Here is a 17,785-nt window from a genome sequence, read left to right as displayed (position 1 = left end):
AAATTTGACAAATAAATATTCACAACCAATAACAGCGCATTAAACGACGCAGACAACCTCAACCAATGAAAATCAACACCTGGACAATTATTATCCTTTCGCTTAGTTTAATGCTAATAAAGACGAATGCTCATGCGCAGCAACATATCGCTGGAAAGCTTACAGACAGCAATAATTCGAACCCTATTTCGGGCGCCAGTGTTACCATTATCGCGTTAAAGGATTCCAGTAAGACGCAAACACCAACCGATATTTTGGGCAAGTTTGTCAGTACGGCTCTTCCTGATGGGGATTATCTCGTATCGGTACAGCCAATGGGCTATACCGCGGGCATTCGAAAAATAAAATTAGCGGGCAAACCCATCGACATCAATTTTAAGCTCAACGGCTCGGAGATCGTGCTAGATGAAATCAATATCTCGCCAACGAGTATACAGGTGCGGGGCGACACCTTGGAATTTGACGCAAAGAAATATGTCACCCCGGATTTTGCGGATGCCGACGAACTGGTCAAACAGATACCCGGTGTAGAAATTGATGAAGACGGTAATGTAAAGGCACAGGGGGAAGCCGTAAGTAAGATTATTGTTGATGGCCGTGAATTCTTCAGCACTGATCCAAAAGTTGCGCTCAAAAACTTGCCGGCAGATGTCATTGCCAAAGTTCAGCTTATTGATGACAAGACCGAGCAAGCGAAATTCAGCGGATTTGATGATGGCAAGCGCATGAAAGTGATCAATATTGTCACCAAACCGGATAAGAGGAAATCCTACTTTGGCAAGATCAGTGGCGGAGCTGGCCCGGACAATAAATATGCAGTCAATACGCAAGTCACCAAAATGAATCCGAAGCGGCAGTATTCCATCGATATCAACACCAATAACGTCAACCAGCCCAATGGTTTTGCGCCACGTGGCAACACGCGCGGACGCACAGGACAGGGGGTTACAACGCGATTCAATGCCGGATTCAATTACCTCGACCGCTTCTTGGCGAACCGGATGGATTTCAACGCCAATTATACCTACAACTATACCGACAATAATACGATCAGTCAGAACAAGACTGAATATACCGCAGGCAACAGAGCCAACCAGATCAACAGTCAGCAACAATTTGGCAGCACCTATACAAACAATCATGCTTTGTCCTTGCGGGCAAACTGGAAAATAGACTCTATGCAGAAGCTGGACATTCAGCCCAATTTTTCCTACCAGAGCAACGATAGATTAGGTGGAACGATCGGCAATACACTGTTAAACTTGCAGGACACGCTCAATAGATCAAATCGTAACAATAACAGCTTTGGTGAAAACTTTAACTGGGGTGGCGACCTGACTTACATGCGGAGGTTGAACAAACCTGGCCGTACAGTCAGTATTAATTTCAATGGTTCTTTCAATACCAACAAAAGTCATGCGGCCAATTATTCCCTCAACTCCTATTATCGGGATGGCCTGCCTCAACGGATTGACACAGTAGACAACCGTAATTATTCGGAGGGTGACAACAACGGTTTTCGCTCGAAAATTGCCTATACGGAAATGTTGAGCAAATACTCGCGTTTGCAGGGTAATTATACTTTCCGGAATACGGCACGGTATTCCGACCGTAAAACCTATGAATTTCTCGCGGAGACTGAGCAATTGGGGGAATTAAAAAACCGGCTATCGAATGAATTTCGCAACGACTTTGTGTACCATAGTGCTGGCGTATCTTATTTATTTCATAAAAAAGATAGCATACGTTTCCAAATTGGATTGGATTACCAGGCAGCAAATCAGGTGAACGACAAACTATTTCCGAACACATTGAAAACCAAAAGTCATTTTAACAGCCTATTGCCCAACTTAAATTTCCAATACAATTGGAATAAAGAAACCCGTATTGAGATACGGTACAATGCCAAAACCAATACACCGGCTATTGAACAGTTACAAGATTTTATTGATAATCAAAATCCATTGCGCATCAGTTCGGGTAACCCAAACCTGAAACAAGAATATGACCATAACCTGGTCATGCAATTTAGGTCTGTCAACAAAGCTTCGGGTAGAAGCTTTACATCAGATTTTACGGCCGATTTTATTCAGAATAAAATTTCAACAACCATCTTTACGACAGATTCCGCATTTGCCATCGCCGAGGATATCATACTCGGACCGGGAGGCCAGTATATCAAACCGGAAAACTTTGACGGGGTATATAACCTGAAATGGCATAATAGTTTTGGTTATCGGGTAGAACCATTAAAACTGAATATCAACCTCAACAACAATGTATATTTCAATCAGAATTACACGTTGTTGAATCTGGAAAAAGTAAACGCCAAAACATACGGTATAAATCAACGTGTCGGGGTAAATACCGCTTTCAGCAAAGATGTCATTATTGGGCTGGACTACAACGGAAATTTATCCTATTCAAAAAACTCTGCAACGGAGAAATCCAACTATTCTGTTTACAAGCATACAATCGGCAATTCCATTGCTTTGACATTGTTGAAAAGTTGGACGTTAAATTCTACATTCAATTATCTGTACAACGGTAGCATCCTCAATGCCCCAAGCACAACAAGCTTGCTGTGGAATATCTCTATTGGGAAGAAATTATTCAAAAGGAGAAATGCGGAGATTAATCTGACTGTTTTTGATATTTTCAACGATAATAAAAACGTCAATCAACAGGTCAATGACCTTTGGGTACGTGTATCACAGTCCAACGCAATTACCCGTTATGCAATCTTAAGCTTTACGTATCATATAAGGGGTATGGGCGGAAAATCAAATCGCCCGCGAAAAGATTAAAAATCTTCACGTGGAACACCGTTTTTAATCTACTGTCAGCATGTATCCGACGCCGCGAACGTTGGTAATTTTGATTCTAGGATCCTGGCTTAAATACTTTCGGATACGACTAATAAACACGTCCAGACTACGCCCGGTAAAGTACTTATCATGGCTCCAATAGGCACGCATAATCTCTTCTCTAGGGATTACCTTATCTTTCTGCTCGTACAATTTACGAAGGAGTTCACTCTCACGAAAGGATAATTTCAGTGTTTCTCCCTGATAAATCAACTGATGTTTCAGGCTATCCAAGGTGTAATTTCCGATCATCAGTTTTTGTCCAAACAGCATTTTGGGACTATTCTTTAACAAAGATTCTATCCGGACTACCAGTTCCTCGATTTTAAATGGTTTTTTGACATAGTCATCTCCACCCAGACGAAATCCCCGAACCACATCCTCTGTCTGTACTTTAGCCGTCAGGAAGATAATAGGGAGCAATGTGTCCATCTCCCGAATTTTTGTCGCCAATGTAAAACCATCCATAACGGGCATCATCACATCCACCACCATAATGTCGGGTCTTGCGGTGTTGAATGACTCCAAAGCCTCTTGCCCATTATTGCAGTGCACGACATGGAAACCATTTGCTTCTAAGCTATCCGCCACGATCATTGCCAGACTTGGCTCGTCTTCTACATATAAAATATCAATCATAACTCATGTAGTCCAATAACAATTTAATTTTCCATTCCATCATGCTACTGAAGATAGCATAGTTTACGTTAATATGGTAATCGAACGATAAAAGTACTTCCTTTTTCCAATTCACTTTCAACGCTGATCTTACCTTCGTGGCGTTTCACCACTTGCTTGACATAAGCAAGCCCTAATCCGAAACCTTTCACGTCATGTAAATTCCCGGAGGGGACCCTAAAAAACATATCAAAAATCCGCTGTTGGTATTCCGGAGCGATGCCCTTCCCATTATCCTTAATTCGGATCTGCACGTATTCTTTGCCGCCTTTGATTTCCACGCAGATCTTAACATGGTGCCCTGCATATTTAATGGCATTTTCCAATAAATTATTGATGACATTTTTCAAATGAGATTCATCCCCTTCGATCAAAATTGAGTCCGGATCGGCAAGTAGTTCAACATCAACTATTTTTGTTTTATTAAGTTGTGCCACTTCAATAACACTTCCAATCATTGCGACAATGTCAAAGTCAGATCGTTGCAGAACAATCCCCTTCGAGGCATCGATGTCCATCTGCAGTACTTTTTCGATCATGCCGGAAAGGTGGTCAAGTTCCTTCTTCGAAATATCGAGGTAACGGTCCATCTTTTCCTTATCTTCGCGTACGCCGTAGCGTTGTATGGCCTCAATCGCCGCCATCACGGTGGAAACTGGAGTTTTCAACTCATGGGTCATGTTATCCACAAAATTTTTTCGCAGTTCGGCCATTTTATTTTGGTTAAGAATGGTTTTCATGAGGTAGAAAAAAGTACCTAACAAAAGACCAATCAGCAGCAGCGAGATCAACAGCTGCCAGCTTAGGCTATACAGGAGATATTTCCAGTCCTCCTGGAATTTGGCCACCAGGAACTGATTTTTTAAAGGATTGACCATCATTGGCCGTGTCCAAGCCAAGTTTTTTTCCCGATATTGGCGCCGCATATCTTTTACCTGTTCGCGTGGGATCGTAACGATGTTTAATTCGTAGGGCACCGAGATGCCTTTATTGTTGAGTGATTCCTTGAATTTATTGTCGATCAGGTGCAGATTGGTTTTGTTCATCTCGAAATCACGGAATAAAAAGGGCGGAATAATGGTATTCTGGCCATCGCGGTCTTTGAAATATATCTTTCCCTTTCGATTTGAATCATCCCGAAAACTATGTTCCTTTTTGGGCTGGCTGGCGCGCACTTTTTGCAAGGCTTGATCAAGTTGTGCTTCGGGTAGAAAGGCTAGAAGTTGCTTTTTCACGTCGCTTAGCAGGCGATCTCTTTCGGCCTCAGGCCCATCCAGACGTTGGCTGCCATTTTCAGCCTGATACACTTCCTGTACAGCATTAAAAAGTGAACGTTCGGCAGTGGACAGAAAAAGATCCCGGCGATTGGTATAACTTCCATAAAGCCAAATCCCCAGGACAATGGCGATTCCTATACCGATTAATACGATCAAGCTGATCAGTAATTTAAATCTTCTACCCATAATGAAAACAAATTTAAATTACTAGATTTGCAATCGCTGTGGTAATTAACCATATTTAACAAAATATAACACTGATTAACAGTAAGCATTGATTACTTTTGCACTATTCAAAAATTAATATGATCAAAAACTTTAAGAGACGTAGTATACAATTTTTACTTCCAATTTTTACGCTGGCAGCCTTTGTCGGTTGTAATAAGGACATTTCACTTTCTTTGGATAACTCAAGAGATGAAACGATTGGCGTAGTACCAATTGATACGGTTTCAGTCAAAGTTTCGACTTATCAATTGGACAATATTCCGACGTCAGCCACAGGAACAATTTTGGTCGGAAAAAACAGCAATTTGGTTACTGGAAGCATCAAATCAACGTCTTATATGCGTTTGGGAATCGGCACAGTAAATAGTGCCAGCATCCCGGATGACGCAGTATTGGATTCAGTGAGCTTGGTCGTTCCTTTAAATAAATATTATTACGGTGATACGACTCAAGTTCAAAAGATTTCTGTCCATCGTGTATCAGAAGAAATTACTCAAACACAGATCGACCTGACAAAACCTGCTGACGAACGTCCTGTATTTGTCACTTCAGCAGCCATATTCAGTAAACAAAAATTTGCTTTTGACAACGCTGCATTGGCGGAACTTTCATTCAAACCCCGTGTTAAATCAATTGATTCTTTACATTTTAGATTTAATAATACGATCGGCAATGAACTGTTTACGATGATCAAAAACAACGACAACAGAATTCAGAGTAATACAAGCTTTCAGGAATATTTCAAAGGTTTGGCACTTGTGCCTGACAATAACAATAGTACACTTATTGGCTTTAAAGACACAGTCTATTTACAAGTCCACTATTCATTTTTAAACAATGAAGGGACAAAGTCCAACGGGAAACAGTACTTTTCAATAGACAACAAAGCCTACCAGTATAATCAGATTGAAACTGATCGCTCAGCGACAAATTTTGCACCATTGACACTGGTGAATCCACAACTCTCAAGTCAACAAACTGATGGTTATACATTTTTAGAAGGATCTACGGGTGCTGTAGCAAAACTGGAATTCCCTACGTTATTAGAATTAGTGAATGATCCATCGGTTTCTATAAATAAGGCTGAACTGATAATCGAAGTGGAAAACGCTTCTTCGACAAATTTTGCACAGCCAAAAAGTCTGATATTAATGGTTGCTAGTAATAACGGTAATCCAATTAATCTAGTAACTACTCCTTATGGGACGACAACGCAACAAGTATCTTTGGTACCTGGCAACGATTTCGGTTCAAATGGCAATTATACGTTCAATTTAATTGAATATTTGACAAAAATTAAAACAACAGCATATAAAAATACTTCATTATATCTATCTTTACCAACATCGGAGCTATTTTCAACAGGAAACAGATTAATCCTGGCAAAAGATAATGAGAATGACCCTAAAATTAAATTAAACATCCTTTATACTAAATTTTAATAATTTATGAACAAGAAAAATTGGCTACTCGTTTTATTAGCTTTTGTATTTACAGTTACAACTTTCTCTTCTTGTAAAAAAAGTGACGACGATGACGATTCTGATAAATCAGACGAATGGTTTGAAAAAGCTGCATTTAAAGGGCCACAAACTTCATCTGCTGCAAGCTTTTTGATAAATAACATTGCTTATGTTTCAACAGGTTTAGCAAGTAATGCTGGAGGTAAACCTTTCCGTGTTCAAGATACTTATGCATATGATGCTGCCTCCAATACCTGGGCAGAAAAAGCTCCTTTTACTGGTGTAGCGAGAAATGGCGCTATCGGTTTTTCTATCGGTAATATCGGTTATATTGGTGGTGGAAATGATGGAACCAATAATCTAAAAGATTTTTACAAATTTGATCCTACTGCGGATGGTGGCAAAGGCGCATGGTCTCCTATTGCTCCCCTACCAATTGCTTTATCTAATGCAGTTGCATTTACATTAAATGGAGCAGCTTATGTGGGTACAGGTGAAACTGTTGTTAACGGTGGAATAACGAATACAAATGAATTCTATAAATATGACCCATCTGCAAACACATGGCAGGCGATCAGTGATGCTCCTTTTTCCGCAAAAAGAAAATCGGCATTCTCTTTCGTGGTGGGTAATGTAGCATACGTTGGTGGTGGTATTTCAAATGGTTCTTACCCGAAAGATTTCTACAAATTTGACGGTAGCAAATGGACTAAATTGAACGACTTAAACAGAGCTGACGACTCATATACTTATGATTTAACACGTTCTAGTGCTGCTGCATTTGCAATTAATGGTACCCCATTTGTTGTGGGTGGCTACAAAAATGCCGTCATCAATAGCGTTTGGAAATACAATATCGGTGGCGATTACTGGACAAATGACAATGGCAACTTTGCTGGTTCAGCACGTCAGGATGCCATTGGATTCGCAGTACAAAACAATGGTTATGTAACTACGGGTCTGAACGGATCAACTCGTTTTGACGATACTTGGATGTTTACTCCGATTTATTAATCGAACTAAATCAAGCATAAAAAAAGGGATGAAAACTAAGTTTTTCATCCCTTTTTTTATGCTTGATGCTGTATCTTGAAGGGCCAACAGACATCCGAATCAACTTCACCGTAGCCATAGATGTCAGGTCAGGAATACAATAGAAATCTTCATGACTACTATAAGGTTAACTTTAACCGAATGCCCTGTGCAAAATCATCGCTTCAGCTCATAAAGCTTCTTTGACAACGTCGGGTATCATACGATACGGGGATATTTGGTATTCACATGATTCATTCGGAATGGATTGCCCGTATATTGATGGTGCCAAAAGAAAAAGCCCTATCCGAGGATACAGCTTTTTCAAAATATTTTACTGGTCTATTCTACTACTTTTCAATCGCTTTGATTTCGTATAAGGTATTCCACAGCTTACCTGTCACAAACAAACGTTTATTTGCTTGATCGTAAGCTATCCCATTCAGTTCATTGTCATAAGCGGAGGTATGCTCATAGATGCCGACGAGGTTAATTCTACCCTCAACGGCGCCTGTTGCCGGATTGATAATAACGATAACATCCTTCTGATAAACATTGGCATAAACTTTTCCATCAATATATTCCAGTTCATTTAGTTCATCAACAGGTCCATTCTCGTCATATACACCAATCACATTCAGTTCTTTTCCCGTTACAGCGTCCAAAAAGAATAATTTGTTGGAACCATCCGACTTGATCAAGTGTTTTCCATCATAAGTAATTCCCCAGCCTTCTTTGCTATTTTCGTATTTGAACGACCCCTCTTTTGCAAATGAGTTTTTATCAAATACATATCCTTCGCCTTGCTGCCAGGTCAACATAAAAAGTTTATTACCCACTAATGTCATTCCTTCAGCAAAGGTTTTTTCATCGAATTTAATCTCTTTCAATACTTTACCAGTCTTGAGATCAACTTTTCTGAGGTTTGACTCACCATACCGCCCATTTGATTCATATAATACTCCATCGGCAAACTGAAGCCCCTGAGTAAATGCCGTGGTGTCGTGCGGGTATCTATTGACAACCTCAAACCCATAGTTCTTGGCACTAGCTGGAACTACGTAGAAAGTGCTCGATACAGAATCGGCCTTACCACCACTGTAGACCGTAGCAGAAATATTCCGCGTACCATAGGCCATATCTTTGGTTTCTACCGTGATGGCAACCGTGTCGGTTGTAGAACCCACGTGTTTATCGTCCACAAAATAAGCGACAGAATCCATGGTAATTGCATCAAATTTTAATTTTAATTGTACTTGACTGCCCTTTAACACAGCCTGGTTCGCTTCTGGAGATGCAAATTCCAAGGCAGTTTTTTTCGATTTACAGGAAGTAAAAGCAAGTATTGCAATTGCTATAAAATACGTGATTTTTTTCATCTATATAATTTATTTATAAAGCGGATGAAACGATCTGATTTATTCGCACAGCTGGTGTTCAAATAAAAATACAATGGTTTCATTTCTATAATTTAAAAACTCAAACTCAAAAAGACGGTATGTAAGCTACTTGACTGTAACATGAGCGGGCCCATCCTAAATCTAATAGTTTACGATGCATATCAGGCATCCCAAAATGCATCTTTTATATAAGTAAGTTCGGAATGGGCTCCATTCGTCACAGCCACAACATCGAATCTTACTTCGCCGACATAAGCATGTTTTAAGATATACGCCTGAGCTGCTCGAATCAGCCGTCGCTGTTTCGGGATATTCACAAATTCAAAAGGTTCGCCAAAATCTGTTCTCGATCTTGTTTTTACCTCCACAAATACCAGCGTATCGCCATCCTTGACGATCAAATCTACTTCTAAATTCTTAAATCGCCAATTTCTTAACACAATTTTACAGCCCAGCTTGATCAGATATTCCATGGCTAACTGTTCACCCTGCGCGCCTATTTCAAGATGTTTTGCCATATTGTAATGTTACTTTACGATCGTATTGCCCAAAAATCCACCCAGAAGACGCTCTGCTTCTTTAAGTTTTTGATACTTAAAGATAAGCACTTCCAAATTAGCAACATCCTGTTCGTGTTTCATTTCCTCGCGAATATGGTGCATTTCAGCCTCGATCTTACGTTTTTTTATCCGATAGATGGCCGTAACAACAAGCTGTTTAAGATGCTCATACTCCTGGCTTACATAGATCTTACGTTTATCATCATTCCAGTTTTCACTGAGCGAATATTTCGTTGCCACGCAATTAATTGCCAGTTCAGAAACGGCAGCATCGGCATTAGAATAAAATAATTTTGGATCGGGAATTTCATAATTTTCAGCAGCATCCCGATATGCTTTCAAAATAAATGCCGCCGCCTTATCTTTAAAGACGACGTCGCTCATATTTCCCAACAATACACCTGCAACAGGAATATCACCGTCTCCCTCCCAGGTCGCCAGGTAATCCCCATAGTTGATCAAGATGCGGATGATTTCACGTTCCTGTAGGATCTCAGCAGTCAACTGTGTAGGTTGTTCTGTCGCTTCCATGGCTGGTATGCCCCCCCGTTCATCATCCGTCATGAAGAAATCAGGTGGTGGGCCGTCCATTCCAAAAGGAGGCATCCCTGTATTTGCGGAACTACTCTGTGCTTTGCGCGCGGCATCCTTATCCGCTTTCTTTGCTTTATTCAACCTTATTTTGTTGAGTTCGGCAAGCAGAATCCGCTCCTCAATATCCAATAAGCTACTACACTCCCGAATAAAAACTGAAACCTTTATCTCGTCGGGAATTAGCGCAATACTTTCAACAACATCCCGAATGACTTCGGCCCTCTTGATCGGATCGTTGTTGGCGTCGCGAAGTAAAATATTGGTTTTATAGAAGATAAAGTCTTGCTGATGGGATTTCACATAGTCCTTAAACGCTGTGGCGCCATATTTTTGCACATAGGAATCGGGGTCATTCCCATCCGGAAAGAGTAATACTTTGACGTTCAAACCTTCCTCGAGCAACATATCGGTACCGCGTAATGAAGCCTTTATACCGGCTTCGTCACCATCATAAAGTATAGTTACATTTTTGGTAAACCTAGAAATTAATTTAATCTGCCCTGTCGTCAGGGAAGTTCCTGAAGAAGAGACCACATTTTCCACCCCTGCCTGGTGTACAGATAAGACGTCTGCGTAACCTTCGACAAGGTAGCAGTTGTCCTCTTCCATAATCGCCTTTTTGGCAAAGTTCAAGCCATAGAGTACGTCTGACTTATGGTAAATCTCACTCTCTGGAGAGTTTACATATTTGGCTACCTTTTTGTCTGTTTTTAGCGTACGTCCACCAAAACCTATGATACGTCCTGTCAAATTATGAATAGGAAACATAACGCGTCCCCTAAAACGATCGTAGAGCGACTTATCATCACGTTCAATGGCAAGCCCACTTGCTGCCAGGTAATCCGAATGGAAACCCGCTTCTTGTGCTTTATCCACTAAAGCCGTCCACTCTTCTGGCGAATAGCCCAGTTCGAATTTCTTAATGATATCCTCGCGGTATCCACGCTCTTTGAAATAATTGAGTCCGATAACCTGCCCCATTTCGCTTTTCCAGAGTCGCTCCACGAAAAACTTGCCTGCCCAGGCACTCAGCACATAAAGGCTTTCTCTTTTATCTTGGGCCGCTAGCTGCGCAGGAGAGCGTTCAACCTCTTCGATCTCAATGGAATATTTATCAGCTAGATACCGGATCGCCTCAGGGTAGGAAAACTTCTCTAGTTCCATGACGAACTTGAGCGAGTCGCCCCCCACGCCACAGCCGAAACATTTATAAATACCTTTCGAAACAGAAACGTGAAATGAAGGCGTTTTTTCGTGATGGAATGGACAGTTTCCGATCAATGAGGTACCACGCTTCTTTAAATCAACGAAGTCACCCACCACTTCTTCTATCCGCGCCGTTTCCAGTACTTTATCAATTACGTCTTGCTTTATCAAAATCGTGCTCCTATTTTTAAATGTAAAATTAGCATAAATCTGATAGATTTCCTCGCAAAGCAATTATTTATGCGAAGCTATTCCGTTATACTTTAAAACCTTTTCAAAGGGGGGCTTCGGCGTTGTAAAGCGTTGATCTTGCCAGATTTAATTAGAAAAAGATCAAAGATGAGATGAAGAAACCCACTTTTGTCTTTGAGAGACAGAAGTTATTGGATAGGGAACAACTTGAAGACCTGCATTTTAAATACTACCAAATGGTGAATAACCTTTTGCTAAGATAAAAAAATAACCCTCAGTAGCTATCTGTATATCATACAGTTATCACTGAGGGTTTTGTTTGTGCCTGTTAGCAACGCATAAGGAAAGAGAGATGAAACACAAGCGAAGCAACAGGACTTTTTATCTTAATTGTTTAACATGCCATAAAATTCATTCATATAATAGGATTCCTGTAACGCATCCCTAAAGTTTTGCCATTGCTCCTCATCAAAAGAGAAAACAATATCCGGATAAGGTGTCTTCATGATCAAGCGAAATTCACCATCCGGAAATGAACTGAAAAAAAGTTCATCCCCATTGCTCTTGATAATATTCAGGAAATCGATAAACTTATTCTGCGTAAATGTCAGTACAAAACTTTGCTGCCAGATATAATATGTTCTGCACTTATGACAGACACTAATGTGGGTATCTCCGCGTTGACTTAGAATCTTAGTATCACACATACTGAATATATTTATTTAGACTCGTTATAAATAACATTCAAATGTAAGCATTGTTTTCAGAATAACAAGTATTTTTTATAAAAAAAGCCATTGATTGTGTTTAAATATTAAAAAAGCGGAAATTTTATTGCGATTTATCGAAAAAACCGAATAAAACGCTGTATGCAGACAGAAATAAATGATTATTCGACAATTTATTCAAAAAATTAAAAGTGAATTCCAATTTAATGTAATTAACCCTAATTTTGAGTAATTACAGACTAAAAACCAATTTATTATGAATAATCCCAAATAAACATATCAAATGTTTACTTATGGTGATGGCCTCGCTGGCATTTATTACTATGCGTCTATCCCCACTTGACATTGATAAAAAATGCATATCAATCATATTAAGTAAAAATTATAAACAGGCCTTGACCTTATTTAATAAAATCTGTATAATTGGAAAAAGTTACATTCCTTTAAACTACCAATCTAAGGAACTCAGCTTCACACTACCACATCATGAAAAACGATAAATATGCGTCTCATAATAACATAAGCCTATTAGCAAGGCTTCGAGAAGGCGATTTAGAGGCTTTCAATATTTTATATAATAGGTATTGGTCTTTACTGCTAGATGAATCCTACAAAAGGCTTGAAGACCTAGCTTCCTGTGAGGAGATTGTTCAAGATGTATTTATCGACCTTTGGGAACACTGTTCCAAAAGGGAAATCCTGAATGTGGAGGCCTATCTTTTTACCTGCATGAAATACAAAGTCTTCGAAACGTATAAAAAAAGCAAACGCAGAAATGTATTGATAGCGGAAAATAAGCAACTCTACCAAAGTCAGGAAGTTGTGGATGGCAATACCTATGGGGAAAAGGATCTAAAATCGCTCATCGAACAATGGGTATCTAATCTTCCGCAAAAAAGGCAAGAAATTTTTAAAATGAGATATCTGGATGGACTCACTACAAAAGAAATCAGCGACCTGACGAAAACTTCCCAAAACACAGTTCAAAATCATCTCGGTGTATCGATTCAAAAACTAAAGAAACTTGTTCTCCAGCACTTTTTGACATTACTTATGATTTTTTACACCTGTAAATAAGACACTTACAAATAAATATTTATTTAGACTAGTACATTTCCCTCACTCAGGGGCACTATTTAAGTGAACTTGTACTAATCATATGCAACACCCTAACCAAGAGCTTGAAAAGCTAATTGACAAATACTTAAACGGCAAAGCCAGTTCGGAAGAAGTAGCGCTTGTAGAACGTTTTTTCGATTCATTCTCATCCCGGCCAAATTTACTCACAACACTTCCTGATGAAGTACAAGAAGCCCTAAAAACTCGTATCCATACTGGCATTATGGATAAACTAGCGGCTAAAAAGAAACGTACATTCAGTTTCGCTCAAATTGCCGCAGCTGCCGCCCTCTTGTGCATCGCTTTTGCGAGTTTATATTTATACACAATAAAAGCACCCAACAATCAAGAAATCAGGTTAACAAATGGACAACAACGTCAAATTGTGCTTGAGGATGGTACTAAGATTACACTAAATGCTTCGAGCAAAATAATCTATCCCACTTCATTCAAGGACTCGAACACACGTGAAGTTACCTTAATAGGAGAAGCATTTTTTGATGTTGCAAAAAATCCTTCCAAACCTTTCCTTATTCACACACCGAGAATGGAAATCAGTGTATTAGGTACTGCATTCAATGTACGTGATTATGCTGAAGAAAACAATGCCGAAACAGCTTTGGTGCGTGGTAAAGTATCGATTTGGAAAACAGGGGCCAACGATCAGAAATTTATATTAAAGCCCAAAGAAAAATTTGTGATCACAAAGTTAGATAGACCTGTAAAGGAATCGGCCGCTACAGATTTTAAAACTGTAGCAACTCCTACAGCTATAGCCATCCAACCATTCTCTATAGCTGAAAAAGATGGTTCTGCTTTAGAAACCGAATGGTTATTAAATCGGATTACAATTCAAGACGAAAGATTGCTTGATATCGTCCTGAAATTAGAGCGCATGTATGGAGTAGAGATCAAAATTACAAATAAATCAATCGCTAGCCAACGCTACTCAGCGACATTCGAGAACGAACAACTGGAAAATATCCTAAAAGCATTACAAACTGTCAATTACTTTCAAATAAAAACAACGGGGAAAAATCAACTACAGCTATTTTAAAAACAATCAACCTACATAACTCCATGAACAAAACAAAACCCAAATTTAGAAAAGAATCGAGATTGGCTTTACTGCTTGTTTGTCTAAGCACCATGCATGTACAGAGCTTCGCCTACTCTCAAACTGAAAAAATTGATGTCTCCATCCAAGGCGGAAAGCTTGAAGATGTCTTTCAAACAATTAATGACAAGAGCAAATACAAAATGTTCTTTAGCAAAGCGACTCTGCCTAATGTGACGGTCAATATTGTAGGAAAGAAAATCAGTGTCAAAGATATTCTTTCCCAATCTCTGGCAGGGAGCAACTTAACATGGGAAATATTGGACAACAATATCATCGCTGTAAAAGAAAAACAACAAAATCAGCAACACATCGCGGGTCAAGTAGTCAACGAAAATGGAACGCCCCTAGCTGGCGTCTCCGTCATTATAAAAGACTGGCAAAAAGCAGAATACCGCAATATGCAAACCAGTACCGCAACTGATGTCAATGGGCAATGGGGGCTCCGTATTCCAAATGACGATGTCATTATAACTTTTTCTTTTATAGGGTATCAAAAGATTGATATACCAGCGAGACAACTTATAGCTAATCCTAGCCCGATCAAACTTAAGCCCGAAGAAGGCAGTTTGGAAGAAGTGGTCGTCATCGGCTATGGTACAACAACCCGAAGGCTGAATACAGGTTCGGTTGCTTCGATCACTGCAAAGGACATTACTTCCCAACCTGTAAGTAATCCCCTTGCGGCCCTATCAGGGAGAATGTCCGGCGTATTAATCGCTCAAAACAACGGCGTACCCGGAAGCGCTGTTCAGATTCAGATCAGAAACCAGGCATCATTAAGTGGAACAACCTCAGGATCAATCCCGCTATATGTTGTTGACGGGGTTCCGTTCACGAATTTTAATGGTGGACAACCAGCTACCGATAACCTCAATTCATTTGGTATCTTAGCTTCTTCTGGTGGCTTAAGCCCGTTCAGCATGATCAATCCCGCAGATATCGAACGTATCGATGTTTTGAAGGATGCCGATGCCACAGCGATCTACGGTAGCCGTGGTGCGAATGGTGTTGTATTAATCACAACCAAGAAAGGTCAAGCTGGCCGTACCCGTATCGGTGTCAACTTCAATACCGGATTTACCGAGGTCAACCGCTTTATCCCCATGTTAAATCTGGATGAATATCTGACCTTAAGAAAAGAGGCTTTTGCAAATGCAGGGGTTACGCCTACTGCCGATAATGCCCCGGATCTTATGCTATGGGATCAGAACAAATCAACAGACTGGCAGAAAATGCTGATTGGAAACAAAGGCCACATAACCGAAGTGCAGGCGAATATGTCTGGTGGAAACGAGTCCACCCGCTTTTTCTTCAATTCGGGATATAGACGCGAGAGCACTGTATTTTATGGGGACAGCAAAAATAGCCGGTTTACTTCCCGCTTAAATCTCGATCACACCTCTTCCGACAAAAAATTCAATGCCGCCCTTTCGGTTAGCTATGCCAACGATAATTCGGATATGCCTTCATCGGATGTGACATCACTCTACAATTTGGCGCCAAATTATCCAATTTATGGCGACAATGGAAAATACTATTGGCTACCATCCTCGGCGTTTATAGACAATCCCATCGCCATGCTTGAACGAAAATACTTTGGCAATACCAATAATCTGATCTCCAATGTTAACTTAAGTTACAAAATTGTACCAGGACTGACAGCAAAAGCAAATTTTGGTTACACGATTACCCAATTGAACCAGAATAATCAACGGCCAATTACGTCTTTAAACAATACTGTTTCCAACCCACTTGGTTCTTCCAGTTTCTCCAACACAAAGGCCGAAAACTGGATTATTGAACCTACACTGGATTATGTAAAAAATATCGGCGAGGGTAAATTGACAGCATTGATCGGAACAAGTTTTCAGCAGAATTCATCACGCTCGCAGACAACCAATGGTTCCAATTATTCAAACGATGCACTTTTGGGTTCACTCAGTGCCGCAGGCTCATTCACTGCCAGCAATAACCTCGTATACTATAAATACAATGCATTATTCGGAAAAGTAAATTACGACTGGAAAGAGAAATATTTGTTTAATGGAACGTTCAGAAGAGATGGCTCTTCCCGTTTTGGTCCCAAAAACCGATTCGGAAATTTTGGCGCCGTAGGATTAGGATGGGTATTTGGAAGGGAAGATTTTGTGCAGGACAATCTGTCCTTTTTAAGTTTTGGTAAATTAAGAGCGAGTTATGGAACTACAGGGAATGATCAAATCTCAAATTACCTTTACCTTCCACTCTATTCTTCGATAGCAGCTTATCTAAACAATCCTTCCATGAATATCGGAACGCTTCCGAACGAATATATCAAATGGGAAACGACAAAAAAAATGGAGTTTGCACTCGATCTGGGTTTTTTAAGGGATCGAATCTTATTTACTGGGAACTTTTTCAGAAATCGTTCTTCTGATCAAATCACTGATTTAGTTTTGAGTACCCAAACAGGCTACAATAGTTACAAAGAAAATTTGCCGGCATTAATCCAAAATACAGGTTTGGAATTGGAGTTGAACACCACCAATGTGACGAATGAAAATTTTAGATGGAAAACATCAACAAACTTTACATTTTATAAAAACAAGCTCATCGAATTTCCTGGAATTGAAAACACATTTTATGCAAATAACTTTCTTGTTGGAGAACCGATCAACATGATTCGTTTGTATCACTATCAAGGTGTGGACGCGGCAACAGGAAGAGCTTTATATGAAGATCGCGATGGTGATGGAGCTATGACAGTCGATGATCGCTATGTTGCTGACTTAGGTACGCCTTTCTATGGTGGATTTAACAATACCTTCTCCTATAAAGGCTTTGAAATTGGCGTATTCTTTCAATTTAACCACCGCTTTGGTGTAACCAAAATCCTCAATACAAGACCTGGCGCTCTGGTCAACCAGAACGATTACTGGTTAGACAGATGGACACCAGGTAATACCAATGCAACTATCCCGGGTGCTATTATCCCAACAATACCTGCCTCTTCAGCGGATGGAGCTGCTTTAAACGATTCTTATAATCAGTATACCAACTCAGACGCAGTCTATGGTGATGCTTCTTATATTAAATTAAGGTCTGTCAATCTATCGTACAACTTACCAAAGAGCTGGACTTCGAGATTAAAAATGTCTAATTGCAATGTTTTTATGCAAGGACAAAATCTCTTTACATGGGCCAGGAACAAATATGTTCTGGATACCGAAACGACCGTCCAAGGTGGCCCATCTGGTTTAGGTACCGGAACGATCGCCCAAGTATTGCCACCATTACGCACGATTGTATTTGGATTTAACTGTCAATTTTAAAACTCGAGAT

12 protein-coding genes are annotated in these 17,785 nt (G+C 39.9%); 6 read left to right on the top strand and 6 right to left on the bottom strand.

Going from position 1 to position 17,785, the window contains the following annotated elements; all coding sequences use genetic code 11:
• The first annotated feature begins 65 nt into the window (after window positions 1-65).
• On the top strand, window positions 66-2,807 hold the full coding sequence (locus HPC41_RS21005) for a TonB-dependent receptor (RefSeq protein ID WP_172396052.1): 2,742 nt from the start codon (window positions 66-68) through the stop codon (window positions 2,805-2,807).
• Between the two features lie 24 nt (window positions 2,808-2,831).
• On the opposite strand, the gene HPC41_RS21000 is transcribed toward HPC41_RS21005, so the two are convergent.
• Entirely contained in the window at window positions 2,832-3,506 is a 675-nt protein-coding gene (locus HPC41_RS21000; protein ID WP_172396051.1) for a response regulator transcription factor, read from the bottom strand.
• Window positions 3,507-3,574: 68 nt separating this feature from the next.
• Entirely contained in the window at window positions 3,575-5,008 is a 1,434-nt protein-coding gene (locus tag HPC41_RS20995) for a sensor histidine kinase (RefSeq protein ID WP_216660846.1), read from the bottom strand.
• A 119-nt stretch (window positions 5,009-5,127) separates the two neighbouring features.
• Here HPC41_RS20995 and HPC41_RS20990 point away from each other — a divergent pair, with 119 nt between their 5' ends.
• Together HPC41_RS20990 and HPC41_RS20985 are read left to right on the top strand one after the other, a co-directional pair.
• The gene (locus tag HPC41_RS20990; protein WP_172396050.1) at window positions 5,128-6,492 is read left to right on the top strand and encodes a DUF4270 family protein; all 1,365 of its coding nucleotides are present in this window, start codon (window positions 5,128-5,130) and stop codon (window positions 6,490-6,492) included.
• 6 nt (window positions 6,493-6,498) lie between these two features.
• On the top strand, window positions 6,499-7,527 hold the full coding sequence (locus HPC41_RS20985; RefSeq protein WP_172396049.1) for a Kelch repeat-containing protein: 1,029 nt from the start codon (window positions 6,499-6,501) through the stop codon (window positions 7,525-7,527).
• Between the two features lie 368 nt (window positions 7,528-7,895).
• Here HPC41_RS20985 and HPC41_RS20980 read toward each other — a convergent pair whose 3' ends face one another.
• The 4 genes from HPC41_RS20980 to HPC41_RS20965 all read right to left on the bottom strand — a co-directional run bounded on the left by HPC41_RS20980 (window position 7,896) and on the right by HPC41_RS20965 (window position 12,204).
• On the bottom strand, window positions 7,896-8,924 hold the full coding sequence (locus HPC41_RS20980; protein WP_172396048.1) for a glutaminyl-peptide cyclotransferase: 1,029 nt from the start codon (window positions 8,922-8,924) through the stop codon (window positions 7,896-7,898).
• A gap of 182 nt (window positions 8,925-9,106) precedes the next feature.
• Complete coding sequence (locus tag HPC41_RS20975; RefSeq protein WP_172396047.1) at window positions 9,107-9,463, bottom strand: YraN family protein; 357 nt, start codon at window positions 9,461-9,463, stop codon at window positions 9,107-9,109.
• Window positions 9,464-9,472: 9 nt separating this feature from the next.
• On the bottom strand, window positions 9,473-11,476 hold the full coding sequence (gene dnaG / locus HPC41_RS20970) for a DNA primase (RefSeq protein ID WP_172396046.1): 2,004 nt from the start codon (window positions 11,474-11,476) through the stop codon (window positions 9,473-9,475).
• Between the two features lie 407 nt (window positions 11,477-11,883).
• Window positions 11,884-12,204, bottom strand: coding sequence for a hypothetical protein (locus tag HPC41_RS20965; protein WP_172396045.1), 321 nt, complete (start codon window positions 12,202-12,204; stop codon window positions 11,884-11,886).
• A gap of 507 nt (window positions 12,205-12,711) precedes the next feature.
• On the opposite strand from HPC41_RS20965, the gene HPC41_RS20960 reads away from it, so the two are divergent.
• The 3 genes from HPC41_RS20960 to HPC41_RS20950 all read left to right on the top strand — a co-directional run bounded on the left by HPC41_RS20960 (window position 12,712) and on the right by HPC41_RS20950 (window position 17,775).
• Window positions 12,712-13,302 carry an RNA polymerase sigma factor gene (locus HPC41_RS20960; protein WP_172396044.1) on the top strand — a complete coding sequence of 197 codons (591 nt, stop codon included), beginning with the start codon at window positions 12,712-12,714 and terminating at the stop codon, window positions 13,300-13,302.
• Between the two features lie 82 nt (window positions 13,303-13,384).
• Window positions 13,385-14,401 (top strand): FecR family protein, encoded by a 1,017-nt coding sequence (locus HPC41_RS20955; RefSeq protein ID WP_172396043.1) that lies wholly within the window; start codon window positions 13,385-13,387, stop codon window positions 14,399-14,401.
• 23 nt (window positions 14,402-14,424) lie between these two features.
• Window positions 14,425-17,775 carry a SusC/RagA family TonB-linked outer membrane protein gene (locus HPC41_RS20950; RefSeq protein ID WP_172396042.1) on the top strand — a complete coding sequence of 1,117 codons (3,351 nt, stop codon included), beginning with the start codon at window positions 14,425-14,427 and terminating at the stop codon, window positions 17,773-17,775.
• Window positions 17,776-17,785: the final 10 nt, after the last annotated feature.

The organism is Sphingobacterium prati (assembly GCF_013167215.1).
Classification (GTDB): Bacteria; Bacteroidota; Bacteroidia; order Sphingobacteriales; family Sphingobacteriaceae; genus Sphingobacterium; species Sphingobacterium prati.
The sequence above is the reverse complement of the archived record's forward strand: the minus strand, read 5'-3'. Positions and strand labels throughout refer to the sequence as shown.